This is a genomic window from Halorubrum pallidum (genome assembly GCF_055380345.1).
Genome location: NZ_AP043945.1, coordinates 225,949 through 249,893, shown reverse-complemented (window position 1 = coordinate 249,893; position 23,945 = coordinate 225,949). Strand labels below are relative to the sequence as shown.

Genomic DNA, 23,945 nt, shown 5'->3' with positions numbered 1-23,945 from the left:
GACGAGCCGCCGCGGTCATTAGGTACAGATAGCCGCGTTCCGACGTAAAAACGTTCCGCTATGTTCGTCCCGCTCACGTCGCTCTCAGGTCGGATGTCGCCCTCGGACGGAGATCGTCACCGGTCGATCGGGATCGTCACCGTCACGACCGTCCCGCGCGGGTCGCGCTCGGCGTAGTCGACGTCCGCGCCGATCGCGTCGGCCGCCCACGCGACGACCCACAGACCGAGCCCCGACCCGTGTTCGAGCGCCGTCTCCCGCCCTGACTCGACCGCCGCGATCTCGTGAGGCGGGATCCCCGGCCCGTCGTCCGCGATGGTGAGGACGAACCGCTCGCCCTCGTCGTCGCCAGCGTTGTCGTCCTCATCGTCACCAGCGTTGTCGCCCTCGTCGTCGCCAGCGTCGTCGATATCCGTATCGGCGCTGTCGACATCGCCGCTGTCGGCGTCGCCGCCACCGCCGGCCGCCGCCCCGAAGTCGCCCGCTGACCGCTCCCGCCGGAGCGACACCCGGACCCACGGCGACCCGTCGTCGCGCTCGACGCCGTCGCCGTCGTGGTGTTCCAGCGCGTTCTCGACGGTGTTCTCGACGACCGCGCGGAGGGCGTCCGACCTGAGCCGGACCGTCTGCTCGCCGTCGCTGTCGTCCACACCGTTGTCATCGCTGTTGCCCACATCGTTCTCATCGCTGTCGCCGTCGTCCGTCGAGAATTCGATCGCGGCGTCGGGCTCCCGATCGCGGGCGTCGGCGACGACCGACGCGACGACGTCGCCGACGCTCACCTCGGTCGCCTCCTCGTCGGCGAGCACGCGCTCGACGGTTCTCGCCTTCTCCCCGAGCGCCGCAAGCGCCCCGGCCCGTCGCTCTATCGCGTCCGCCATCCGAGCGAGATCCGGGTCGTCGAGTCGTTCTGCGAGCAGCTCGCCGTATCCGTGGACGACGCCAGCGTCGTTCCGGAGGTTGTGCCTGAGCACGCGGTTGAGCACCGCCAGCTGCTGGCGACGCCGCTCCCGCTCAGTCACGTCGGAGAAGACGACCGTGTGGCCGACGCGGGTGCCGTTGGGGTCGGCCAGCGGCGCGGTCGACACCGCGTACGTGCGGCGGCGTCCGGCGACGGTGATGTCGACCTCGTCGCCGTCCCCGTCGAGCGCGATCGACGCGTCGAGGAACGCGTCGAGCGGCCGGTCGCGAGCCGTGGGGGCGTCGACGCCGAGCAGGGACTCCGCCGCCGGGTTGAGTCGGACGATCCCCCCGTCGGGCGCGAGCGCGACGATCGGATCTGCGAGGTCGTCGACCGCGGTCCGCTCGGCGGCGCGGCTGGTCGTCGGGTTGCGGTCGAACATCTCCGCGCGGTTGAACGCGTACGCGTCGAGCAGGACGTGCGGGACGAACATGATCGGCGCGAGCTGGAGCTGCGGGATCGGACCGAGCTCCAGCGTCCACGCGACCAGCGCGAAGCCGGGCGGCAGCGAACTCAACGCGACGGCCGCGCTCTCGCGGCGGTACAGCGGCCCGTAGCTGAGCAGCGTGTCGACGAGCAGGAACACGGCGCTGGCGACGAGCACGGTCTCGACGACGACGACGAGGTACGCCCACGGGCCGAGCGCGTACGTGACGGTCTCGACGCCGAAGACCGGAGCCGACCGGAACTCGGTCCAGAACGCCCCGTGAATCGGGTTCGTGAGGAGCGCGAGCGTCGCGACGATGCCGAAGGCGACGACGACCGCGAACAGTCGACCGCGGACCACGTCGCCGCGGCCCGTGTACTCCAGCGCGAAGCCGAGGAAGCCGACGCCCGTCCAGACGATCCCGAGCCACATCGCCGCCTCCAGCGTGGCCCGGAGGAGGGGGTCTGTGACGAGCAGGCCGACTCCGTATGAGAGACACCAGAGCGCCTGCGCGACGAACACGCCGAGGAACCAGTCGACGCCGGGGCGACCGCGGTGATCGCGGATCGCCCACGCGAGCCCGAGCGCGCCCGCACCCCCGGCCGCCGAGCCGACGGCGGGCCAGACGGGGACGGCGTCGAAAGCCATGTGTGGCTACGACGGCGACGGCCGGCCTAAAGCTGTCGTGCGGATCGCTTCGGCGGCCGGCCGCGGCGCCGCCGCGCTCACGCCGCCGACCGTCGCCCGAACGCGACGGCGACGGGAACGAGGAGCACCGCGCCGATGAGGAACGGCGACGCGACCGCGACCGTGTACAACACCGCCATCAGCGGCGGGCCGACGGTCCGCCCGAGGCTCGACGCGCCCTGCGTGACGCCGAAGGCGGCCCCTTGGTCCGCGTCGGCCGCGGACGCCGAGACGAGGGTCGCGAGCGAGACGTTCACGAGCGCGTTCCCGAGCGACAGCGCCGCCAACGCGAGGAGCAACGCCAAGAGCTGGAGCGTGAGCCACGCCGGGCCACCGACCGCGATATCACTCGATAGCCGGTCGACGAGGCCGGTCGCGGGGATCGCGACGAGCGCGGCAGCGAGCACCACCGAACCGGCCGCGACGAGCGTTCGCGACGAGACGACCCGCGAGAGCCGCCCGACGAGCACGCCCTGATTCACCGCTCCGAGGACGCCGACGTAGGTGAGCAGGAACGCCGCGGCCGTCGCGTCGTAGCCGAACGCGTCCGCCACGTACGGGATGAACATCACCTGCACGCCCGCGAACGCGACGGCGACGACGAAGTACGCGAGCGTCAGCGGCCGGAGCGAAACGGACGCGAGCGCGTCGCGGAACTGGCCGATCGCGGTGGTGTGCCGGGGCCCCTCCGCACCCGCCGTTGGCCGGGTTCGGTTCGGCTCTTCGAGGAAGACGAACCCGACGGCGACCGCGAGGAGGCTCATCCCCGCCGCCGCGAAGCTCGGGAGAGAGTACGCCGTCGCCGGGACGAACGCCGGGAGGAGGGCGTCGGAGCGGGCCACCACCGGGTCGGCCGCGAGCAGTCCCCCGATCGCCGGACCGAAGACGAAGCCGAGCGCGAACGACGCGCCGACGAGCCCGAGCGCGCCGGCCCGTCGGTCCCGCGGGGTGATGTCGGCGACGTACGCCTGCGCGGCGGCGATGTTACCTCCCATCGCCCCCGCGAGCGTTCGGGAGGCGAAAAGCGTCGCCATCGCGGCCGTCGTCCCGAAGCGCGCGCCCGCCGCGCCGGCGTAGCCGAACGTCACCCACGCGACGCCGGCTGTCGCGAGCGACGCGAGCAGGACGGGTCGCCGCCCGATCCGGTCGGAGAGCCGGCCGAGCGTGGGCGCGGCGAGGAACTGCGCGAGCGAGTACGACGCCGCGAGTAGACCGATGAAGGCGTCGCTGACGCCGAACGACCGCACGTAGAAGGGTAAGATCGGGATCACGATCCCGAAGCCGACGAGATCGATGAACACGACGCCGATCACGACCGCGAGCGCACGCCGCGGGTTGGCGACGGCGGGGGGCCGTTCGGCGTCGCCGTCGCCCTCGGAACCGCCGTCGACGCCCGCGTCTCCGCCGCCGATCGACGCGACTCCGGCCTCCGGGTGTGTCACGGTGGCGAGAGGCCACGCGGAAACTTAAGAAGACGGCCGGATCGGCGTCACAGGTGGCGTTCGATGACGCGTTTCGCGGCCTGTCCCTTCTCTTTCCAGCCGTATCCCTCGTCGTAGACGTGACGCTTCGCGTCGACGAGTTCCTCTGGCGTGGACTCCTCGAAGCCGCCGCGGTCCCACGCGCCGGACTCGCGGAGCCACTCGATCACGTTCTCGCGGGTCTCGGACCACGAGAGACCGACCATCTCGTACCACGCGACCATCGCGAAGACGGCGTTGTCGTGACAGCCCGGGACGGAGCCGTGCTCGTAGACGGTCCGCATCGGATCGCGGGTCGGCTCCGAGACGCGCTCTTTGAACTCCGCGGCGGTGAGCAGCCGGAGCCGGTCGCCCTCCTCGACGACGCGCTGGTCGCGTTCGAGCGCCTCCAGCGCGGCCTTGTGGAGCCCGCTCCAGTCATCGTGAATCGCCTCGCGCAGGGTCGACTCGGCCATGCCGTCGCGCTCGGCGGTAAGGACGGTCAGGAGGTCCGTGTACGCCTTCTCGACGGTCGGCCAGTTCACCCCCTCGAAGTCGCAGTCGGCGTCGTGGAGGCTGTTGGTCGTTCGGCAGCCGGGACACGGGTAACGGAACGTCGGCACGACCGCCACTGGGACGCCGCCGAAGTTAGGGGTTTCGCGACGGCGGTCAGACCGGTCATACGCGCACGCGAACCTGCGCCTGCGTGCCGTCCGCGACAGCGCCCGCGCCGAGAGTCCTGCACCGGCGCGCGCCCGTGGTTCCGAAACGTTTACTCGACAGCCAGACGCGAATAGACACCGTATGACCAAAGTCAGCATTGTCGGTGCGGCGGGGACCGTCGGAGCCGCGGCCGGGTACAACCTCGCGCTGCGCGATGTGGTCGACGAGCTCGTCTTCGTCGACATTCCGGACCAGCGCGAGACGACGATCGGGCAGGCGGCGGACGCGAACCACGGGATCGCCTACGACTCGAACACGACCGTTCGACAGGGCGAGTACGCCGACACGGCGGGCTCGGACGTCGTCGTGGTCACGGCCGGCATCCCGCGCAAGGAGGGCCAGACTCGGATCGATCTGGCCGGCGACAACGCGCCGATCATGGAGGACATCGGCTCCTCGCTGGCCGAGCACAACGACGACTTCGTCACCGTCACCACCTCGAACCCGGTCGACCTTCTGAACCGCCACCTCTACGAAGCGGGCGACCGCGACCGCCACAAGGTGATCGGATTCGGCGGACGGCTCGACTCCGCGCGCTTCCGCTACGTCCTCTCCGAGCGGTTCGACGCGCCCGTCAAGAACGTCGAGGCGACGATCCTCGGCGAGCACGGCGACGCGCAGGCCCCGGTGTTCTCGAAGGTTCGCGTGAACGGCCGTGATCCCGCGTTCGACGGCGAGAGAGAGGCGATCCTCGAAGACCTCCAAGAGTCCGCGATGGACGTGATCAGCCGGAAGGGCGCGACCCAGTGGGGCCCCGCCACCGGCGTCGCGCACACGGTCGAGGCGGTCCTACGCGACACCGGCGAGGTGCTCCCCTGTTCCGTCGTGCTCGACGGCGAGTACGGCTACGACGACACCGCGATCGGCGTCCCCGCGAAGCTCGGCTCGAACGGCGTCGAGGAGATAGTCGAGTGGGACCTCGACGAGTACGAGTCCGACCTGCTCGACGAGGCCGCGGAGAAGCTCTCCGAGCAGTACGAGAAGATCGCGTGAGTCGGCGCGCGGTGCGTCCGATAGCTTGACGCGCGGCCGACGAGCCGCTCAGGCGGTCGCGCGCTCGATCGCCGCGTCGAGGTCGGCGACGATGTCGGCCGGGTCCTCGATGCCAACCGAGAGCCGCACCATGTCGCCGGTGACGCCGGCAGCCTCCTGTTCTTCCTCCGTCAACTGCTGGTGAGTCGTGGAGGCGGGGTGGATGACGAGCGTCTTCGCGTCGCCGACGTTTGCGAGCAGCGAGGCGAGGTCGGCGTTCTCGACGGTTCCCTTCGCGGCCTCGTAGCCGCCCTCCAGCCCGAAGGTGATCATGCCGCCGTAGCCGCCCTCCAGGTACTCGCTCGCCTCCTCGTGCGTCTCGTGGTCCTCCAAGCCGGGGTAGTTCACCCATGCCACGTCGTCGTGTTCGTCGAGGTACTCCGCGACGATTCCAGCGTTCTCGCAGTGTCTGTCCATCCGCAGCGGGAGCGACTCCGTCTGCTGGAGCGTGTTCCACGCGTCGAACGGCGACTGCTGGTCGCCAAGGTCGCGCAGCCCGCGGGTGACCGCCGCGAAAGTGAACGCCGCCTCACCGAACGCCTCAACGTAGTTGATCCCGTGGTACGCGGGGTTGTCCTGGGCTATCTCCGGGAACTTCTCGGGGTACTCCGCCCACGGGAACGACCCCCCGTCGACCAGTATCCCGCCGACCGTGGTGCCGTTTCCGGTGAGCCACTTCGTGGTCGATTCCCAGACGAGGTCCGCGCCGTGATCGAGCGGGCGGCAGAGGTACGGCGTCGCGAACGTGTTGTCGACGAACAGCGGGACGCCGTGGTCGTGCGCTATGTCCGCGATCCGCTCGATGTCGGGAGTGACGAGGGCCGGATTCCCGATCGTTTCGAGGTGGACGTAGGCGGTGTCCTCGTCGATCGCGTCGGCGTACCCCTCGTAGTCGAGCGGGTCGACGAACCGCGTCGAGATCCCGCGGCGCTCGACGGAGTGCGTGAGGTACGTGTAGGTGCCGCCGTACAGCGCCGACGAGGAGACGACGTTGTCGCCGGCGGACGCGAGCATGAACGTCGCGAGATCGAACGCGGCCATGCCCGACGAGGTCGCGACCGCGCCGACCCCGCCTTCGAGCGAGGCGATCCGCTCTTCTAAGGCGGCGTTCGTCGGGTTCATGATCCGCGAGTAGACGTTCCCCGCCTCCTCCAACGCGAACAGCCGGGCGGCGTGGTCGGCGTCCTCGAACTCGTAGGAGGTCGTCTGATAGATCGGCGTCGCGCGCGCACCGGTCGCCGGATCGGGAGACGAACCGGCGTGAACGCTTCGGGTGCGGAACTCTCGGGGTGCGTCGTCGTCGGATGGCATACCTCGCCCTGCACGCGCCGAAGGCTTAAAGCCGCCCGCAGTCGCCGGCGTTTCCGGTATCTCGGATATCGTCCCGGCGCGCGCGATCTCCGTCTCTCGTGCCAACGGTTAACAGCGTCCGGCCGTAACGTCTCGCATGGGAACCAACGGTCCGCGCGGCGACGCCGTCGAGATGTCGGACGCGGTCGGGGCGGTCCCCGACTCCGTCTGGCAGTACCTCGCGCTCGGGGCCGCGGTCGTCGTCGGCTTCGCCCTCCTCAGTCAGAGTCTCGTCTTCGGAGTCGCCGCGCTCGCGCTGCTGCTCGCGGCCGTCACCGTCGTCAGCGCCGTCGAGATCGTCGACGCCTACGACAAGGAGGCGCTCACGGTCTTCGGTGAGTTCCGGAAGCTGCTCGAACCGGGCGTCCACGTCATCCCGCCGTTCGTCTCCCGCACGTACGCGTTCGACATGCGGACGCAGACGATAGACGTGCCGAGCCAGTCGGCGATCACGCGTGACAACTCGCCGGTGACCGCTGACGCGGTCGTCTACATCAAGGTGATGGACGCGAAGAAGGCATTCTTAGAGGTTGACGACTACAAGAACGCCGTCTCGAACCTCGCACAGACCACCCTCCGAGCCGTCCTCGGCGACATGGAACTCGACGACACGCTCTCGCGGCGCGACCAGATCAACGACCGGATCAACGAGGAGTTAGACGAGCCGACCGACGAGTGGGGGATCCGCGTCGAGGCCGTCGAGGTCCGCGAGGTGAGCCCCTCACAGGAAGTTCAGCGCGCGATGGAACAACAGACCGGCGCGGAGCGCCGCCGGCGAGCGATGATCCTCGAAGCGCAGGGTGAACGGCGGTCGGCGGTCGAGCAGGCGGAGGGTGACAAGCAGTCGAACATCATCCGCGCGCAGGGGGAAAAACAGTCGCAGATCCTCGAAGCGCAGGGAGACGCCATCTCCACCGTGCTCCGCGCCCGTTCGGCCGAATCGATGGGCGAGCGCGCCATCATCGAGCGCGGCATGGAGACCTTAGAAGAGATCGGCAAAGGCGAATCCACCACGTTCGTCCTCCCACAGGAACTCACGAGTCTCGTGGGCCGCTACGGCAAGGCCCTGTCCGGCTCCGACGTCCAACAGATGGACGGGTTGGAGAGCAAGGAGTTCGACGAGGAGACGGAGAAGATGCTCGGGTTGGAGGACATCGAGAGCGCGCTTGAACAGCTCGACACGGTGGCCGACAGCGACCTGCGGACCGACGAGACCCGCGACGCGGACACGGCTCGCGACGCCGGCATCGCCGGCGAGGCGGACCTCGACCGCGAGGCCGACCGGGACGTGGATCTGGAGACCGAGACCGAGCGGCCGGGGTGACGCGGACCCCATTCTGACGCTCGCGGTTCCTCGGCGTCAGGGCCGCCACGTCGCCGGGTCGAGCAGCCAGAGCGACCCCACCGCGACCGCGCCGGCGACGCCGCCGGAGGCGAGCGCCAGCGGGACCTCCGACCCGCTCGCAACCGCGGCGAGCAACGCGGCGGCACCGACGAGCAGGACGACCGTGTCCTCGGTCGTCGCGGCGCGGACCACCGGTGCTATCGCCCCGCCGCCGAGGGCACCCGCCGCGACGACGGCCGGAAGCCCGCTACCCAGCGCCGCGAGCATCTCCGGAGCGGCGAACGCGGCGAGCGGCGCTCCGACATCGGTTCCGATCCCGGTGCCGAGCGCGAGCGCGCCGATGGCACCCAGCGCGGGCGCGAGGAGGGCGGCGCGCGCGGAGAGGTCGGCGTCGACGACCGCGGCCGCACCGGCGACGAGAAACACCGATCCGGCCGCGAGGAGCGCGGGCGTGGCGAGATGCGAGACCGGCGACAGCGAGGCGGATGCGGGGCTACCGGACGCGCCTCCGGGGACGATCACGGGCGCGACGGCGGCCGCGCTCGCGAACGCGACAGCGGCGAGCGCGAGGAGGACCGATCCGCGGAGCCGGCGGGACACAGAGAGCATATCGGCGAGAGGCCGCCGAGCCACTAAACGATCGCGGGACGCGGACGCGACCGAGACCCGCGATCAATCCGTGATCAGATCGTCACGCCGGCGCGCTCGCCGTCGACGGAGACGATGACGCGCGTCGGGGTCCCCTGCCGGTCGGTGAGCCGGAGCAGCAGGGTCTTGACGACGGGGTCGTCGAGCTTCTCGACGTCCACGTCGGGGCCGGACTGATCGAGCGCCACGCGGAGCGCGCCGTCGCCGATGCGGCTGACCGCGCCGAGCCGCAGTTCGACCTCGGGCGCGGTGAGATGCTGGGCGACGACGAGGATCGACCCGCCGTCGTCGTCGACGAACTCGATCGCGTCGACGAACGACCGCGTCTCGGTCGCGTCGGGTCGGCTCGCGGCGAGCGCGGCGTCGCGCGACCGATACGACGCGGCGTGGACATGGATCTCGGCCGGGAGCGAACGGATGCTCTGCCCGTCGACGATGGGGTTGCCGTCGACGTAGCGGCTCCGAACCTCGAGGTCTCGGGGCGTCGACGCGGCCACGTCGCGGAGCCGGTCGGTACAGCCGGCGGTGGCGACGGCGAGTGTCCCGACCACGACCGCACGTCGGTACATGGAACCGAATCCGACGGTGGCGGGTAAAAACCCCTGCCTCGGCGTTCCGCCGCCTGAGAATCGGCCCGTCGGATTCGACCGCGGGACCCCGCCGGCCGGTCACTCCTCGCCGATCGGCGCGGGAACGCCCTCGTCCCCGTCGGCACCGATCTCGAAGGCGCGGCGGAGTTCGGCGATCCGGTCGCGGATGTCCGCCGCCAGCTCGAACTCTAGGTTGCTCGCGGCCTCGTCCATCCGGTCTTCGAGCGCGTCTATCTGCGCTCTCGCCTCCTCTGTGCTCTCCACGTCGCCGACGCTGACCGACGAGGTGTCCGTCTTCGCTCCGGGGAGGTTGGTCTCGCCGACCGGCTTGTCGATGGTGGTCGCCTCGTATCCGTGCTCGTCGTTGTACTCCAGTTGGATCTCCCGGCGCCGCTGCGTCTCCTCGATGGCCGCCTCCATGGAGTCAGTCATGCGGTCGGCGTAGAGGACGACCTCGCCGTTGACGTTGCGGGCGGCCCGCCCCATCGTCTGGACGAGGGTCGTGGTGGAGCGTAAGAATCCCTCCTGGTCGGCGTCGAGGATGGCGACGAGGCTCACCTCCGGGATGTCGAGTCCCTCCCGCAGCAGGTTGATGCCGACGAGCACGTCGATGTTGCCTAAGCGGAGGTCGCGGATGATCTCGTGGCGTTCGAGGGTGTCCGTCTCGTCGTGCATGTACGACACGTCGATCCCGGCCTCCTCGAAGTACTCCGTGAGGTCCTCGGCCATCCGCTTCGTGAGGGTGGTGACGAGGACGCGCTCGTCGCGCTCGATCCGCTCGTCGACTCGCTCTAAGAGGTCCTCGACTTGCCCCGTCGCGCCCGTCACCTCCACCTTCGGATCGACGAGGTGCGTGGGGCGGACGATCTGCTCGACGATCCGATCGGAGGTCTCGCGCTCGTAGTCGCCCGGCGTCGCGGAGACGTAGAGGGTGCGGTCGGTCTTCTCTTCGAACTCCTCGAACGTCAGGGGGCGGTTGTCGTAGGCGGTCGGCAGGCGGAACCCGTTCTCGACGAGCGAGTCCTTGCGGGACTTATCGCCCTCGTACTGGCCCTTTATCTGGGGGATCGTCTGGTGAGACTCGTCGATCACCGTGAGGAAGTCGTCGGGGAAGTAATCGAGCAGCGTGTAGGGGGCGTCGCCGGTCTCGCGGTCGTCCATGTGGACCGAGTAGTTCTCGATCCCGGAGCAGTAGCCCGCCTCCCGGAGCATCTCGATGTCGAAGGTGGTGCGCTCTTCGATCCGCTGAGCGGCCACGAGGTCGCCCTGTCGCTCGAAGTAGCTGACGCGTTTCTCCATCAACTCTTCGATCTCCCCGATCGCCTGCTCCAGTTGGTCGTCCGGGATCGAGTAGTGCTCGGCGGGGTGGAGCATCACCGCGGGCTCCTCGCTCACGACCTCGCCTTTCATCGGGTCGACTTTCACCATCCGGTCGATCTCCTCGCCCCACAGCTCCACCCGGACGGCGTACCGGCCGTACATCGGGTAGATCTCGACGGTGTCGCCGCGCACGCGGAAGGTGCCCTGCGTGAAGTCCACGTCGTTGCGCTCGTAGTTCAGGTCGACGAGCCGGGCGAGAAGTTCCTCGCGACCCACCTCTTCGCCGACCTCCAGCCGGAGCGCCATGTCGCGGTAGTTCCCCGGATCACCGAGCCCGTAGATCGCGGAGACCGAGGCGACCACGATCACGTCGTCGCGGGTGAGAAGTGACCGCGTCGCGGAGTGGCGCAGGCGATCGATCTCTTCGTTTATCGACATCTCCTTGTCGATGAACGTGTCCGTCTGCTCGACGTACGCCTCCGGCTGGTAGTAGTCGTAATAGGAGACGAAATACTCGACGGCGTTGTCTTCGAACAGCTCGCGGAACTCCTCGTACAGTTGGGCCGCGAGCGTCTTGTTGTGAGCCAAGACGAGGGTGGGCTGATCCAGCTCCTCGGCGACCCACGAGACGGTGTTGGTCTTTCCCGAGCCCGTCACGCCGAGCAGGGTCTGTCTGTCCGCGCCCGACTCGAACCCCTCGACGAGCGTCTCGATCGCCTCGGGTTGGTCGCCCGCGGGATCGAACGGGGCGTCGACGCGGAGAGAGCGGTCGACGGTCGGACGGTCCTCCGAGAGGGGAGAGTCGGCGTCGCTCACGATACGCGTCGTTGGGGGGCGAGACACTTGAGCGGCGCGGCGACGCGTCGGCGGCGGCACGTCGTCCGACGGTCCGCCGACGCGGACACGTGATCGGTGGTGTCGGCGGTGGCGAGGCGAACACTCACACTCCGGCGGGAACGAGGCCGATACCGCCACACGGCGGCGTCCCGTGCCGTGAGTATGCGTGTAGTGCCCCGTCGAAGCCGTGGCGATCAATCCCCTGTACGACCGCGGTCCTGCGCCACCTCAGCGCTTTCGGCGTTGGCGGCGCACTCCGGGCAGGCGTTGAGGTCGCTGTCGTCGAGAGGATGCTGAGTTCGTCCGCGAACACGCGCGCGAAGCGATCCGAGACGTGCGACCCGCAGTGGTCACAGCGTGGCATGTGGTACCGGGATACACCGGCGAAACGCGGTTGGGACTCGACGGACAAATTCCCTTCACCACCCCGCTCGCTTCCGGTATCCGACGGGTAGCTGCCGAGACCGAACTCGCGGATGAGCCGCTCGTGGATGGCAGACGGCTCAGGCGTCACGCGCCGCGTCGACCGCTCTCGCGATGAGACCGGCCTGCGCACCGGCGACGAAGCCTGCGTCGACGTTCACCGTCGTGAGCACCGAACAGGACTGGAGCGCGCCCGACAGCGCCGCGACGCCCTCGCCGCCGACGCCGTAACCGGTCGAGACCGGCAGCGCGATCACCGGCGCGTCGACGAGTCCGGCGACGACGGTCGGTAAGGCTCCCTCGCGGCCCGCGGCGACCACGACGACGTCGGCCTCGCGAACGCGGTCGATCTGATCGACGATGCGGTTGAGATTCGCGACGCCGACGTCGTCCACGCGGTCGACCGTCGCGCCGATCTCGCGCGCGACGACGGCCGCCTCGCCGGCGACCGCCGCGTCAGCCGTTCCGGCGGCGACGACGGAGACCGTCGCGTCCAGCGACGGCGGGTCGAAGTCGGCCGCGTGGACGACGACGGTCCCGGTCCGCTCGTCGTGATCGATAGTCGGGGACGCGTCCCCACGCCGTTCGAGCGCGCCGCCCTCCACCTCGGTCCGAACGGCGGCGGCGTCGTCTGCGGTAGCTCGGGTCACGAGCGCTCGGCCGGTCGTCTCGACGGCGGTCGCGGTCAGCGCCGCGACCTCTGCTGGCGTCTTCCCCTCCGCGAGGATGGCCTCCGGAATCCCCCGGCGACGCTCGCGGGCGGCGTCGAACCGGCCGGCCCCCGTGGTCGCGTAGCCCGCCAGCTGCGATTCGGCCTCTGAAACGCCGATCTCGCCGGCCGCGAGCGCTTCTAGCGTGTCGCGCATACCGGTCGTCGGTGACGGACGGTGTCGAAGCTATCGATCGCAATCGGCTCTCGCCTCCGTCTCTCACAAGGTTTATCAGTGTTCGTTTGTGGAGATCGCCGCGAACCGCCCGCACGGCGTCCCTCGCGGGGGAATTCAGGAACTCTTATTAACTATCGACGGATAGCGTCGAGCGCATGGCAGACCTTATTGTCAAAGCGGCCGTCAAGGAAGCCCTGGACGACAAGAACGTCGCTTCGGACTTCTACGACGCGCTGGACGACGAAGTGGACGAGCTGCTCGAAGACGCCGCGCGCCGCGCCGAGGCCAACGACCGGAAGACGGTCCAGCCTCGCGACCTCTAAGACGGACGCGTTCTCGGTCCGTCGTTATTTCCGCCGCACAGACGCCAACTCGTGAGCGGTGCGACCGGTGTGTCCGACTCGCGTTTCTGGCAGGTCGCGAGATCTACTCACGCTACCGCTCACCACGTCACTACTCGCACGTCGGTCGCGGTGCCGACGTGGATCTCGTCGGCGAGATCGACGAAGAGGCCGTGATCGACGACGCCCGGCGTCTCCGAGAGGGTCGTCGACAGCGCCGCCGGGTCCGCGATCTCGCCGAACGCGCAGTCGAACACGAGGTTGCCGTTGTCAGTGACGACCGGCCCGTCCTTCCGCTCCGCGCGCCGGAGCGTCGGCTCGCCGTCGGCCGCCCGCACCGCCTGAGCGACGACGGACCGGCCGGCGGGTAGGACCTCGACCGGGACGGGACGGTCGAGCGCGGCCGTCTCCTTCGAGGGATCGGCAACGACGAGGAACCGATCGGCGGCCGAATCGACGAGCTTCTCACGGGCGTGCGCGGCACCGCCCCCTTTGATAGCCGCGTTCGCGGGCGCGGCGTGTTCGCCGCCGCTCGCAGACCCGGCGGTGACAACCTGGTCCGCGCCGTCGATCGCGAGGTCGATCCCGGGCGCGTCCGGACCGACCGCCCGGTCGAGATCCACGAGCGGGATCCCCCGATCGGCGGCGAGTTCGCGGCTCGCGAAGGAGGTCGGCACGCCGCGCACGTCGAGCCCGGCGTCGACGCGCTCGCCGATCCGACGGATGGCGTGTGCGGCCGTCGATCCGGTGCCGAGTCCGACCACGTCGCCGTCGTCGACCGCCGCCGCCGCCGACTCGCCGGCCCGGCGCTTCGCCGCGTCGCTCCCGCCGCTCGTCTTCATGCGTCCAGAGTCGGCGGGGGTGGTTGAAAAGGCGTCGGCGCGGGCCGGGGCGGTCCGGTCCGATCGGCCCGGGACGGCCTACTCTAGCCGGGTCACTCCAGTCGGTCCAACACCGCGTCGGCGTCGTACGCGAGCGAGATCTCGCGGGACCGCCCGCGGCCGTCGACGTCGGCGTACTCGGCGTCTATCACGCCGAGCTGGTCGAGCTTGTTGACGATCTCGGAGTAGCGGGTGTACCCGAGGTCGGTCTCCTCGTGAAACGCTTCGTACACCTCTCCGGCGCGTTTTCCGTCGTTAGCGGCGAGCACGCGCACGAGGTCGCGTTCGGACTCGGAGATGCCCCGGAGCGACCGCGAGAGGTGGACGTGCTTCGATTTGTCGTACGCGTCCTCGACGTCGTCGGTGGCGATCGTCTTCGAGGCGCGCATCTCGGCGTTGAGCCCGGCCCGGCGGAGCAGGTCGATGCCGACCCGGAGGTCGCCGCTGTCGGCGGTCAGATCGGCGACGCGCTCCAGTTCGGCGTCGCCGATGACGCCGTCGTGGAAGCCGCGCTTCGCGCGCTCGAAGAGGATGTCGTAGATCTCGGTCGCGTCGTACACGGGGAAGTACACCTCCTCGGGCCGGAACACCGACTGGACGCGGGTGTCGAGGTCGTCGATCACGTCAAGGCCCAAATCGGAGGAGACGACGATGACGCCGATCTTCGCGCCGGAGTGCGCCTCGTGGGCGCGCAGAAGCGAGTAGAGCGTGTCCGACGCCTCGTTTTCATAGAAGAGGTAGTTCACGTCGTCTAAGGCGACGACGAGCACGTCGTCCTCCTCGACGAGCCGGTCCGTGATCTGCCCGAAGAGCTTCTTGAACGAGATGCCCGAGGACGGCGGTTCGTAGTCGAATATCCCCTCGAACAGCCGCGAGAAGACGGCGTATCGCGTCGAGTCGACCTGACAGTTGACTCGAACGGTCCGGACGTCGGTGCGGGTGCCGAGCTCGCCGAACAGCTTCTGGACGGCGGTGGTCTTGCCCGTCCCCGGCGGACCGCGCACGATCGTGTTGAGCGGGCGGGAGCCGCGGACGGCGGGGCGGAGCGCGTACTTCAGGCTCTCCAGTTGGCTCTCGCGGTGCCGGAACGTCTCGGGGACGTGATCGATCTCGAAGACGGACTCGTCGCGGAACACCGACTCGTCCCACGAGAGCATGTCGCCGCCGGCGTCCCCGGTCATGGACACACCACGTCAGGCCGTCTACTTAATCGTTGCCCGCGAGGTGAGTGAAACTGAAACTCATCGTTTGCGGCCCTCGAAACCGTGATATCTCTACTTCGGTGTTCACTCTCGGGACGGTGGATCCGTCCGGAACGCGCCGGCAGCGTCGTCCGAGCGCGCCGCTCACTCGCGGTCGAGCGCGAGCACGTGTCGCGTCAGCGATCGGTGGACTCGACGCTCGAAGACGGCGTCGACGGTCCAACCGGCCGCGCGCGCCTCGGAGCGCCAGTCTCGGTCCGCGACCACGACCGCGCGGGGGGCGACCCGCGCGGCCTCCGCGAGCGCGCCCGAGACGAGGTCGGCCAGTTCGTGACGGGCGATCTTCGACTGCCGGCCGTAGGGCGCGTCGAAGGCGACGCCGTCAATCGCGTCGTCGTGGACCGGGAGAGACGTGGCGTCGCCGCGTGCGACGTGCCAAGCGGGGCGATCGCTCCGTCTGGTGTCGACAGCGCGATCCAGGTACGCTCGGAGGTTCTCGCGCGTTCCGCGGACCATCTTCGACTGCGCGTCGCAGGCGAGGACGTCGGCACCGACGATCCCGGCCTCCAGCGGGAGACCCCCGGTACCGCACATGGGATCGAGGAGCGTGCGTCCGGAGGCCGCGCCTGCGAGGTTGGCGTACGCGCGAGCGTCGGCCGGAGCCATGCTCCCCGGCTGAAAGAACGGCCGGTCGGTCGGCTTCGGGGCGAAGTCGCGGGCGGCCTCGGCCGCGACCCATCCGAGCGCGCAGACGGAGGCGTCGCCGCCGTCGGCACCCGCGACCGCCGCGTGGTCGGGACGGTCGCCCGCGGCGAACAGCGCGCGGAGGACGTGGTCCGGATCGTCGAGGTCGACCGCGAACCCGCGGTCGACGAGGACTCCGCCGAGCGCGCGCTCGGCGGCGCTCGTCGAGACGTCGGTCGTGTTCCTGACGTTTCTGGCCCTGACGGCCACCGTCCCGGTCCGATCGATCGGTGCGGCCTCCAGCGCGGCGACCGCCGCGTCGAGATCGGCGTCAGTCCGGGCGACCGCCTCGTGAGCCGCGCGCGTGTACGCGAGACGCCCGATCGAGGCGTCACGAGCGATCGAGGGGTCGCGGCGGTCGCCGCGTCCGAGACGGGCGCTCGCGGGAGCACCGATATCGAGGCTCCCGGCGCTCGCTATCCCGGGCGCGAGAAGGTCGACGCCGGCGGCCGCGGTCGACGCCTCGTACGCGGCGAACGCGTCCACCTCGCCGGCGAGTTCGAGCCAGTACACGCCACGGCGTCCGGCGGCTGGTCGCAAGAGCGTAGCGGTTCCGACCAGCCACCTTTATACGCATTTCGAGCGTGCGTCGAACCAGTGATGGCCGATCCGAAGGAGACGATCACGATCGAGAACGTCGTTGCCTCCACGGGGATCGACCGGGAACTCGATCTCCAGCGCGTCGCGATGGACTTGGAGGGTGCCGACTACGATCCCGAACAGTTCCCCGGCCTCGTCTACCGCACGACCGACCCGAAGTCGGCCGCGCTCATCTTCCGATCCGGGAAGATCGTCTGTACCGGCGCAAACTCCATCGACGCCGTCCACGAGAGCCTCGACATCGTCTTCGAGAAGCTCCGCGCGCTGGATATTCCCGTCGGCGACCCCGAGATCACGGTCCAGAACATCGTCACCTCCGCCGACCTCGGCGAGGAACTCAACCTGAACGCGATCGCGATCGGCCTCGGCCTCGAACACATCGAGTACGAACCGGAGCAGTTCCCCGGTCTCGTCTACCGTATCGACGATCCGGACGTCGTGGCGCTGCTCTTCGGCAGCGGGAAGCTCGTCGTCACGGGCGGGACGAGTCCCGACGACGCGGCCGCCGCCGTCGACGTGATAATCGAGGAACTCGATGAACTCGGCCTGATCGGCTGAACGCACCGCGCGAAAGGGCGGTGTCGATCCCGAATCCGCGTCGAGACCGAGGTCACTTTTACCGCCGGTACGTACGTCCGCCATGAGCCTTCAGGCGGTCCCGCTTCAGGCGGTCACGCCGATATCGGTGCTGGGTACGACGCTCCTGTTCGCCGCGTTCCTCTCGCTCACCGCCCACCTCGCCGCGCGGAACGTGCTCGGCGACGTCGACCCCCGTCGAGCGCTCTACGTCGGTCCGCTTCCCGCGGTGATCGGCGTCGGCGGCGGAGCGTTCGCCGTCACCGAGGCGCTTCTCGTCCCGCTCGCGCTCCTCGTCGACGGCGTCATGTTCGCGTGGAGCTACGACCAGCCGCGCCGCGCGGTCGCTGTGATGACGGCCATTCACGCGGTCGTTTCGATGCTGCTCGGAATCATCCTGATCGGTGTCGCGGTGCTTCTGGCGTCGATGCCGGGGTGACGGCTGAGACCCGCCGGTCGACCGATCTCACGGTTCCGGCGGCGGGCCGTCGTACGCGTCGTGGTCGCCGTAGAAGTTCAGCATCGCGAACTTCAGTTTCGTCGGATCGACGTCTATCAACTCGTCGCGCTCCTCCGGTGGGAACGACCCGCGAACCGAGTATTTTCCCATGTCGGCCGTCGTGTAGCGACGGTCGGCGAGGATCCTGACGCCGAAGTCGTCCGGGCCCCGCACGACGCGGCCGAGCGCCTGTCGAGTCTTGCGGATCGTCGGAACCTCGACAGCGTACGTCCACCCCGGGTCGCGGCTGCGGTCGCGGTCGGCGAACGCCCTGTCGTACGCCGCCTGGACCGCCTCCATCCGATCCGAGAGGTGAGGGTAGGGAACACCGACGACCGCGACCGTCCGGGCGTCGTCGCCGTCGAAGCTCACGCCCTCGGCGAGCGTCCCCCAGAGCGAGGTGAAAAGCGTCGCGTCGTCGCTCTCGACGAATCGTTGGCGGATCCGCTCTTCGTCTTCTCCGGGACCGTCGAGGTGGAGATCACCGAGATCAGCGGCGTCGGTCTGCGTCGTACCGCCGCTCCCGGTACCGAGGCGCTCGTAGTACCGCTCCGCCTCCGCGTACGAGGGGAAGAAAGCGAGCGTGTTCCCCGGTGTGAATCGGATCGCGTCCCGGAGGAGGTCGGCCACGGTCTCCTGCGTCCCCGGATCGTTTCGCTCCGAGGAGAACAGCGGCGGAACGTCCACCGCGAACGTGCGGCGGTTCGCTTCGGGATACGCCATCCCGTACGCGATCGACGCCGCGTCGGACAGCCCGAGCACCTCCTCGGTGACGTCGAAGGGACGAAGCGTCGCGCTCATCAGGACCGACGCGGCGACCTCGTCGAACAGTTCGGCGGTGATCCGACGTGGGATACAGGTGTACAGCTCCGCGCGGCCGTACACCTCTTCGGTCGCCGCGTCACGGCGAACGGAGACGACGGGGTACTGTCCGAGCTCCGTCCCCTCGTCCATCCACGTCGAGACGAACCGGGCGACCTGAAGCGTCTGTGACTCGCTCCGGGTCGTCGTCTCGCCGTCGCGGTAGCGACGCTCGTACTCCTCGTCTATCGCCTGCCCGAGTTGGACCGCGAGTTCGGTCTCGGCGTCGATCCCCGCCCCCTCGTAGTGACCGAGGAACGCGAGCGTGAGGTCGTCTCGCCGGTCGTCGTTCGCGATCGACACGTCCTCCCAGCCCTCGCCTATCGTCTCGCGGTCGCCGAATCCGAGCGCCTCGTCGTAGGTCTCTGCGAGCGCGTCGCGGAACGCGCCGACCACGTTCTCCGCCGCCTCGGCGCGCGAGTCGTCGCTCTCGTCGAGTTCGTCGAGGGCGGCGTCGAGGGTGTTCTCCGTCAGCGTCCGCGTGGCGTGGTCGCGGGCGGCGTCCTCGACGTTGTGCGCCTCGTCGAACACGGTCACAATCTCCGAGGGGTCGCGGTCGATCCACCGGAAGAACTGCTCTCTGATCTGAGGATCGAGCAGGTGGTGGTAGTTACAGACGACCAGGTCGACGCCCTCCATCCCCTCCTTGAGCAGCTCGTAGCCGCACAGGTCGCGCTCGTCCGCGTACGCGTACACGTCTTCAGGGGTGCGAACGTCGTCGAAGAGCCACGCGAAGAAGTCGTCCGTGTCACGCGTGAGGTTGTTGCGGTAGTGCGAACAGACGTTCGCGGTCTCGTATCCGTCGATCTCGTCTTCCAGATCGTCGAGCGCCGCCATGACCGACTCGCGCGCCTCCGCCGCGCTCGCGTCGCCCTCTCGGCTCTCGGCCAGCAGCTCGCGTTGACGAGCCTCCAGTTCGCGAACGTCGCTCTCGGTCTCGACCAGATCGCGGGTGGTGTCGCGGAGCGTCTGACACTCCTGGTAGTCGACGTCGATGTGACACATCGAGGCCTTCCCTTTGAACACGACCGCGCGGACGGGCTCTTCGCGCGTTATGGCGCGGGCGTCCTCGACGAACTGGCGCATCTGCTGGTGGACGTTGGTGGTGATGACCACCGTACGGTCGTGTTCGCGGGCGTGTTCGAGCGCGGGCACGAGCGCGGAGAGGGTCTTACCCGTTCCGGGCGCGCCCTCGAACAGCACGTCCTGACCCCGATCTAACGCGTTGGCGACCCTGTCCATCGCCTCGCGCTGGTTCGGGAACGGTTCCTCGTACGGGAAGAACCGCAGATGCGACGACTCTGACACGGGGCGAACTTCGGCGGCTCGGCCTAAAAGGAGTCGGGTGGCGAGGTGAAAGTGATCACGACGGGAACGACACGGTCGGTCGGCTGCCCTCGTCAGCTTCGTCCGTCGCGTCGTCACCGGTCGCGTCCGTTCATCCGACTTTTTAACACCGAGCGGGAACCAGCCGTAGTAACGAATGTTCGACGAGATCCTCGAAAAATTCGAGGGGTCACCCAGCCAGCAGGCCGTCATTCGGCTCTTCTTGGAGCGTGGCTTCTCGGTCAACGAGGCGGGCCGCGTGGTCTCCGGCGGGATCGAGATCCCCTACACCGGGATCGCGCGCGAACTCGACGTCGACCGGCGCGTGGTCGACTCGACGACGGACGCGATCTTAGACGATCCGGAACTGAAGCGCATCTTCACCAACATCTCGTCGGTGCCGAGCCTGATGGACCTGGCACCGGTCCTCGATCTCACGGTGCTCACGATCGAGGTCGCAGCCGCCGACGAGGCCGGCATCGTCGCCGAGGTGACCGGAATACTGGCCGACCACGGGGTCTCGATCCGTCAGGTGTTGAGCGAGGATCCGGAGTTCACCGACGATCCGAAGCTGTACGTCATAACCGACGCCGAGCTGCCCGGCGAGCTGCTCGTCGAGATCCGCGAACTCGGCTACGTCCGCCGGGTCGGGTTCTGAGGACACGCCACCGAACACGCGTGCTCGCCGACGGTCGATCTCGCCCGGGACCACTTCCGGTGCACGGTCGATCTCGCCGGGGTGTCTAGTTCTCATCAGAGATGCCGAGCCAGCGACCGACGGGACGTCAACCGCCCGTTTTACTTTCACCAAGGTGTAAACCAGCCTTTATACCCGATGCCGAGCAAGGGTGGAGTACATGCCTGAAGACGAACTCGAAGACCTCCCCGGAGTCGGTCCCGCGACCGCGGACAAACTGGTCGAGAACGGATTCGAGAGCTACCAGTCGATCGCCGTCGCGAGTCCCGGCGAAATGTCCAACACCGCCGATATCGGCGAGTCGTCTGCCTCCGACATCATCAACGCCGCCCGCGACGCGGCCGACGTCGGCGGCTTCGAGACGGGCGCGACCGTGCTGGAGCGTCGACAGGAGATCGGAAAGCTCTCGTGGCAGATCGACGAGGTCGACGACCTGCTCGGCGGCGGTATCGAGACGCAGTCTATCACCGAAGTGTACGGCGAGTTCGGGTCCGGGAAGTCACAGGTCACACACCAGATGGCCGTCAACGTACAGCTCCCGCCGGAGAACGGCGGACTCGACGGCGGTTGCATCTTCGTGGACTCGGAGGACACGTTCCGCCCGGAACGGATCGACGACATGGTTCGCGGGCTCGACGACGAGATCCTCGCCGAGGAGATGGAGCGACGCGAGATCGAGGGAACACCGGGAGACGACGAGGCGATGGAGGAACTCATCGCGGCGTTCTTGGACCAGATCCACGTCGCGAAGGCGTTCAACTCCAATCACCAGATTCTGCTCGCGGAGAAGGCCAAGGAACTCGCCGGCGAACACGAGGAGAGCGAATGGCCCATCCGGATCGTCTGCGTCGACTCGCTCACCGCGCACTTCCGCGCGGAGTACGTCGGCCGCGGTGAACTGGCCGAGCGTCAGCAGAAGCTCAACAAGCACCTCCACGACCTGATGCGGCTCGGCGATCTGTACAACACCGCCATCCTCGTCACCAACCAGGTCGCGTCGAACCCCGACTCGTACTTCGGCGATCCGACCCAGGCGATCGGCGGAAACATACTCGGACACGCCTCGACGTTCCGGATCTACCTCCGGAAGTCGAAGGGCAACAAGCGGATCGTTCGGCTCGTCGACGCGCCGAACCTCGCCGACGGCGAGGCCGTAATGCGCGTTCAGGGCGAGGGACTGAAGCCGGAGTGACTGACTGTCGCCGCGACGGAGCCGACCGAACGAAACCGTATCGGGGGACGTGATGGACACAACTCGTCTCGAACTCCGATCGGCTTGACGAACGTAAACTTCTACGTTCGACGCGCGAAACCACCGATATCGCTTATCTCAGCGCACGACACGCCGGGACCGGTGCACGTACCGTCGCCCGGAGGCGAAACGGTTCGGCAATACTCGCCGAGAGTAGCCGCGCGCCGCGTCTCAAGGGCCGAAATCGACGAATTCGCGGCCAATACTCAATCGTATGACAACACATTCGTCAGAATCTGGTGCAAGTATTGCCCAACAATCGGCTGGCTTACGTCCTTATATACACTAGATTATGCCTTATATTGAACAGACTGCGTATTACCAGGGGAATTTCTTGAATATGTCAACTCCAGCATTTATATAATTCCCATTCCCCGGGTTGAGATGTGATTCAGCACATGAACACGAATGAAATGCGCCACTCAACGGACGAACGTTCAGTAGAGGTGATCGCCTCGTGACGACCGGTGTCCTCGCGAGCGTCGATCCGACGACGTTCGCGAACGCACTGAACGGAACGTGGATCCTCGTCGTAACGTTCCTCATCTTCTTCATGCACGCCGGCTTCGCCATGCTGGAGGCCGGGCAGGTACGTTCGAAGAACGTCGCCAACCAGCTGACGAAGAACCTCCTGACGTGGAGTGTGGGCGTGACGGTGTTCTTCCTGATCGGCACGGCGTTCACCAGCGTGATGAGCGGCTCGGGCGGTCCCGTCTCCGTCGCCGGAACGCTGTTCTCCGGCGGTGAACTCGCCTCCGAGGCCGGCTCGGTCGGTCCGTACGTCAACTGGCTCTACGGGGCCGTCTTCGCGATGACGGCGGCGACCATCGTCTCCGGCGCGGTCGCCGGCCGCGCGAAGCTCCGCGCGTACGTCACCTACACCTTCCTCCTGGCAGCGGTTATCTACCCGATGGTCATCGCGTTCACCTGGTCGGCCTCCGGTGACGGGCTCGTCGCCCAACTGACCGGGACCGCGTTCCACGACTTCGCCGGCGGCATGATCGTCCACGGGATGGGCGGCATCGCCGGTCTCACGGCCGCCGCCGTGCTCGGCCCGCGGATGGACCGCTACGCCGATGACGGCTCGACGAACGTCATCCCGGGTCACTCGCTGACCTTCGCCGTCCTCGGGACGCTCATCCTCGCGTTCGGGTGGTACGGCTTCAACGTCGGCACGGCCTCGGTTGTCAGCGGCGGCGTGTTCAACACGATGACCGTCAACCTGGTCGCGATGGGGACGACGATCGCGATGGCGGCCGGCGGGATCGGAGCGGCGCTTGTCGTGTGGCTGAAGACGGGCAAGGTCGACACGCTTTACGTCGCCAACGGCCTGCTCGCGGGACTGGTCGGCATCACCGCAATTCCGGACACGACGGCGTGGTGGGGTGCGCTCGTTGTCGGCGGCCTCGCCGGCGCACAGCTCCCGATCGTCTTCGAGTTCGTCTCGGATACGCTCAAGATCGACGACGTCTGTGCGGTGTTCCCGGTCCACGGCAGCGCCGGCGTGTTGGGAACCCTGCTGTTCCCGTTCGTCGCCGCGCCCGGACAGCTCAGCAGCAGCATCGGTGCACACTTCATCGCGCAACTGGTCGGCGTCGTCATCATCGGCGGCTGGACGCTCACCGCGACCGCCGTCGTCTGGTACGCCCTCAAAGTGAGCGGCGCGGCGCGCGTCACCGCGGAACACGAACAGGAGGGGCTCGACATCTCCGAACACGGCGTCGAGACGTACCCCGAGTTCGGCGGCGACCGCGTGGCGACCGACGGCGGCCCCTCGGTCATCGACACCACGGACGACTCCCCGCGCGCCGACGGCGGCGAGGAGCCGGGCACGGAGATCAAGATGGTCACGGCGGTCGTCCGCCCCGACAAGCTCGGCGCGGTCAAGCAGGCTCTCGTCGAGATCAACGCGCCCTCGCTCACCGTGACGAACGTCTCCGGCCGCGGCAGCCAGCCCGCCAAGAAGGGACAGTGGCGCGGCGAGGAGTTCACGGTCGACCTCCACCAGAAGGTCAAAATAGAGATCGTCGTCGCCGACATTCCGGCCGACGAGGTCGCGGAGGCGATCAGCGAGGCCGCAAAGACCGGCGAGCCCGGCGACGGAAAGGTGTTCATTATGCCGGTCGAGGACGCGCTGCAGGTCCGCACCGGAACGAGAGGACCGGAGGCCGTGTGAGATCGGAGACGTGAACTCGTCCCGATCGATCGGTCCGGCGTATTGACGGCGGTTTCTTTTCATTGACCTCTCCCGGCGAGCGACGGCCGCGGGTCGGCAG

The 23,945-nt window shown here is 68.4% G+C and carries 20 protein-coding genes and 1 pseudogene; 8 read left to right on the top strand and 13 right to left on the bottom strand.

The features are described 5' to 3' along the window. Nucleotides 1–116: 116 nt before the first annotated feature. The 3 genes from ACZ45C_RS02865 to ACZ45C_RS02855 all read right to left on the bottom strand — a co-directional run bounded on the left by ACZ45C_RS02865 (nt 117) and on the right by ACZ45C_RS02855 (nt 4,158). Nucleotides 117–2,036 carry a histidine kinase N-terminal 7TM domain-containing protein gene (locus ACZ45C_RS02865; RefSeq protein WP_460562832.1) on the bottom strand — a complete coding sequence of 640 codons (1,920 nt, stop codon included), beginning with the start codon at nt 2,034–2,036 and terminating at the stop codon, nt 117–119. Between the two features lie 77 nt (nt 2,037–2,113). Beyond that, nucleotides 2,114–3,517, bottom strand: a complete 1,404-nt coding sequence (locus tag ACZ45C_RS02860) for an MFS transporter (RefSeq protein ID WP_460562833.1) — start codon at nt 3,515–3,517, stop codon at nt 2,114–2,116. 47 nt (nt 3,518–3,564) lie between these two features. After that, nucleotides 3,565–4,158 carry a DUF7474 family protein gene (locus ACZ45C_RS02855; protein WP_460562834.1) on the bottom strand — a complete coding sequence of 198 codons (594 nt, stop codon included), beginning with the start codon at nt 4,156–4,158 and terminating at the stop codon, nt 3,565–3,567. A gap of 181 nt (nt 4,159–4,339) precedes the next feature. Between ACZ45C_RS02855 and mdh the strand changes: the two genes are divergently transcribed. Continuing rightward, complete coding sequence (gene mdh / locus ACZ45C_RS02850) at nt 4,340–5,251, top strand: malate dehydrogenase (RefSeq protein ID WP_460562835.1); 912 nt, start codon at nt 4,340–4,342, stop codon at nt 5,249–5,251. Nucleotides 5,252–5,299: 48 nt separating this feature from the next. Here the strand turns inward: mdh and ACZ45C_RS02845 are convergent, their stop codons facing one another. Then, nucleotides 5,300–6,601, bottom strand: a complete 1,302-nt coding sequence (locus tag ACZ45C_RS02845) for an O-acetylhomoserine aminocarboxypropyltransferase/cysteine synthase family protein (protein WP_460562836.1) — start codon at nt 6,599–6,601, stop codon at nt 5,300–5,302. 136 nt (nt 6,602–6,737) lie between these two features. On the opposite strand from ACZ45C_RS02845, the gene ACZ45C_RS02840 reads away from it, so the two are divergent. After that, a complete protein-coding gene (locus tag ACZ45C_RS02840; RefSeq protein WP_460562837.1) occupies nt 6,738–7,964 on the top strand; it encodes an SPFH domain-containing protein in 1,227 nt (408 codons plus the stop codon). A 36-nt stretch (nt 7,965–8,000) separates the two neighbouring features. On the opposite strand, the gene ACZ45C_RS02835 is transcribed toward ACZ45C_RS02840, so the two are convergent. The 5 genes and pseudogenes from ACZ45C_RS02835 to larB all read right to left on the bottom strand — a co-directional run bounded on the left by ACZ45C_RS02835 (nt 8,001) and on the right by larB (nt 12,669). Next, the gene (locus ACZ45C_RS02835; RefSeq protein ID WP_460562838.1) at nt 8,001–8,594 is read right to left on the bottom strand and encodes a hypothetical protein; all 594 of its coding nucleotides are present in this window, start codon (nt 8,592–8,594) and stop codon (nt 8,001–8,003) included. Nucleotides 8,595–8,668: 74 nt separating this feature from the next. Beyond that, nucleotides 8,669–9,202 carry a hypothetical protein gene (locus ACZ45C_RS02830; protein ID WP_460562839.1) on the bottom strand — a complete coding sequence of 178 codons (534 nt, stop codon included), beginning with the start codon at nt 9,200–9,202 and terminating at the stop codon, nt 8,669–8,671. Nucleotides 9,203–9,301: 99 nt separating this feature from the next. Further along, on the bottom strand, nt 9,302–11,359 hold the full coding sequence (gene uvrB, locus ACZ45C_RS02825) for an excinuclease ABC subunit UvrB (protein ID WP_460562840.1): 2,058 nt from the start codon (nt 11,357–11,359) through the stop codon (nt 9,302–9,304). 215 nt (nt 11,360–11,574) lie between these two features. Continuing rightward, nucleotides 11,575–11,744: pseudogene (locus ACZ45C_RS02820) on the bottom strand (DUF7563 family protein). Between the two features lie 139 nt (nt 11,745–11,883). Next, nucleotides 11,884–12,669 (bottom strand): nickel pincer cofactor biosynthesis protein LarB, encoded by a 786-nt coding sequence (gene larB, locus ACZ45C_RS02815; RefSeq protein WP_460562841.1) that lies wholly within the window; start codon nt 12,667–12,669, stop codon nt 11,884–11,886. Nucleotides 12,670–12,845: 176 nt separating this feature from the next. Here larB and ACZ45C_RS02810 point away from each other — a divergent pair, with 176 nt between their 5' ends. After that, nucleotides 12,846–13,013 (top strand): DUF1931 family protein, encoded by a 168-nt coding sequence (locus tag ACZ45C_RS02810; protein WP_004047560.1) that lies wholly within the window; start codon nt 12,846–12,848, stop codon nt 13,011–13,013. 119 nt (nt 13,014–13,132) lie between these two features. On the opposite strand, the gene rpiA is transcribed toward ACZ45C_RS02810, so the two are convergent. The 3 genes from rpiA to ACZ45C_RS02795 all read right to left on the bottom strand — a co-directional run bounded on the left by rpiA (nt 13,133) and on the right by ACZ45C_RS02795 (nt 16,371). After that, nucleotides 13,133–13,873 carry a ribose-5-phosphate isomerase RpiA gene (gene rpiA, locus ACZ45C_RS02805; protein WP_460562842.1) on the bottom strand — a complete coding sequence of 247 codons (741 nt, stop codon included), beginning with the start codon at nt 13,871–13,873 and terminating at the stop codon, nt 13,133–13,135. 92 nt (nt 13,874–13,965) lie between these two features. Next, nucleotides 13,966–15,093 carry an ORC1-type DNA replication protein gene (locus ACZ45C_RS02800; protein WP_460562843.1) on the bottom strand — a complete coding sequence of 376 codons (1,128 nt, stop codon included), beginning with the start codon at nt 15,091–15,093 and terminating at the stop codon, nt 13,966–13,968. 165 nt (nt 15,094–15,258) lie between these two features. Beyond that, nucleotides 15,259–16,371 carry a TIGR01177 family methyltransferase gene (locus ACZ45C_RS02795; RefSeq protein WP_460562844.1) on the bottom strand — a complete coding sequence of 371 codons (1,113 nt, stop codon included), beginning with the start codon at nt 16,369–16,371 and terminating at the stop codon, nt 15,259–15,261. Nucleotides 16,372–16,458: 87 nt separating this feature from the next. Between ACZ45C_RS02795 and ACZ45C_RS02790 the strand changes: the two genes are divergently transcribed. After that, complete coding sequence (locus ACZ45C_RS02790; RefSeq protein WP_460562845.1) at nt 16,459–17,016, top strand: TATA-box-binding protein; 558 nt, start codon at nt 16,459–16,461, stop codon at nt 17,014–17,016. An 82-nt stretch (nt 17,017–17,098) separates the two neighbouring features. Then, entirely contained in the window at nt 17,099–17,473 is a 375-nt protein-coding gene (locus ACZ45C_RS02785; protein WP_460562846.1) for a DUF7473 family protein, read from the top strand. Nucleotides 17,474–17,500: 27 nt separating this feature from the next. Here ACZ45C_RS02785 and ACZ45C_RS02780 read toward each other — a convergent pair whose 3' ends face one another. After that, nucleotides 17,501–19,702 (bottom strand): ATP-dependent DNA helicase, encoded by a 2,202-nt coding sequence (locus ACZ45C_RS02780; protein ID WP_460562847.1) that lies wholly within the window; start codon nt 19,700–19,702, stop codon nt 17,501–17,503. A 175-nt stretch (nt 19,703–19,877) separates the two neighbouring features. Here ACZ45C_RS02780 and ACZ45C_RS02775 point away from each other — a divergent pair, with 175 nt between their 5' ends. The 3 genes from ACZ45C_RS02775 to ACZ45C_RS02765 all read left to right on the top strand — a co-directional run bounded on the left by ACZ45C_RS02775 (nt 19,878) and on the right by ACZ45C_RS02765 (nt 23,845). Then, nucleotides 19,878–20,378 (top strand): ACT domain-containing protein, encoded by a 501-nt coding sequence (locus tag ACZ45C_RS02775; RefSeq protein WP_460562848.1) that lies wholly within the window; start codon nt 19,878–19,880, stop codon nt 20,376–20,378. Between the two features lie 199 nt (nt 20,379–20,577). After that, nucleotides 20,578–21,609, top strand: coding sequence for a DNA repair and recombination protein RadA (gene radA, locus ACZ45C_RS02770; RefSeq protein ID WP_460562849.1), 1,032 nt, complete (start codon nt 20,578–20,580; stop codon nt 21,607–21,609). A 517-nt stretch (nt 21,610–22,126) separates the two neighbouring features. Beyond that, on the top strand, nt 22,127–23,845 hold the full coding sequence (locus ACZ45C_RS02765; RefSeq protein ID WP_460562850.1) for an ammonium transporter: 1,719 nt from the start codon (nt 22,127–22,129) through the stop codon (nt 23,843–23,845). Nucleotides 23,846–23,945 lie beyond the last annotated feature (100 nt).

What these genes read in the sequence shown, in the direction of transcription:
- ACZ45C_RS02865 (WP_460562832.1), bottom strand. Translation starts at nt 2,036, where the DNA reads ATGGCTTTCGACGCCGTCCCCGTCTGGCCCGCCGTCGGCTCGGCGGCC.
- mdh (WP_460562835.1), top strand. Translation starts at nt 4,340, where the DNA reads ATGACCAAAGTCAGCATTGTCGGTGCGGCGGGGACCGTCGGAGCCGCG.
- ACZ45C_RS02845 (WP_460562836.1), bottom strand. Translation starts at nt 6,601, where the DNA reads ATGCCATCCGACGACGACGCACCCCGAGAGTTCCGCACCCGAAGCGTT.
- ACZ45C_RS02840 (WP_460562837.1), top strand. Translation starts at nt 6,738, where the DNA reads ATGGGAACCAACGGTCCGCGCGGCGACGCCGTCGAGATGTCGGACGCG.
- ACZ45C_RS02835 (WP_460562838.1), bottom strand. Translation starts at nt 8,594, where the DNA reads ATGCTCTCTGTGTCCCGCCGGCTCCGCGGATCGGTCCTCCTCGCGCTC.
- ACZ45C_RS02830 (WP_460562839.1), bottom strand. Translation starts at nt 9,202, where the DNA reads ATGTACCGACGTGCGGTCGTGGTCGGGACACTCGCCGTCGCCACCGCC.
- larB (WP_460562841.1), bottom strand. Translation starts at nt 12,669, where the DNA reads ATGCGCGACACGCTAGAAGCGCTCGCGGCCGGCGAGATCGGCGTTTCA.
- ACZ45C_RS02810 (WP_004047560.1), top strand. Translation starts at nt 12,846, where the DNA reads ATGGCAGACCTTATTGTCAAAGCGGCCGTCAAGGAAGCCCTGGACGAC.
- rpiA (WP_460562842.1), bottom strand. Translation starts at nt 13,873, where the DNA reads ATGAAGACGAGCGGCGGGAGCGACGCGGCGAAGCGCCGGGCCGGCGAG.
- ACZ45C_RS02800 (WP_460562843.1), bottom strand. Translation starts at nt 15,093, where the DNA reads ATGACCGGGGACGCCGGCGGCGACATGCTCTCGTGGGACGAGTCGGTG.
- ACZ45C_RS02790 (WP_460562845.1), top strand. Translation starts at nt 16,459, where the DNA reads ATGGCCGATCCGAAGGAGACGATCACGATCGAGAACGTCGTTGCCTCC.
- ACZ45C_RS02785 (WP_460562846.1), top strand. Translation starts at nt 17,099, where the DNA reads ATGAGCCTTCAGGCGGTCCCGCTTCAGGCGGTCACGCCGATATCGGTG.
- ACZ45C_RS02775 (WP_460562848.1), top strand. Translation starts at nt 19,878, where the DNA reads ATGTTCGACGAGATCCTCGAAAAATTCGAGGGGTCACCCAGCCAGCAG.
- radA (WP_460562849.1), top strand. Translation starts at nt 20,578, where the DNA reads ATGCCTGAAGACGAACTCGAAGACCTCCCCGGAGTCGGTCCCGCGACC.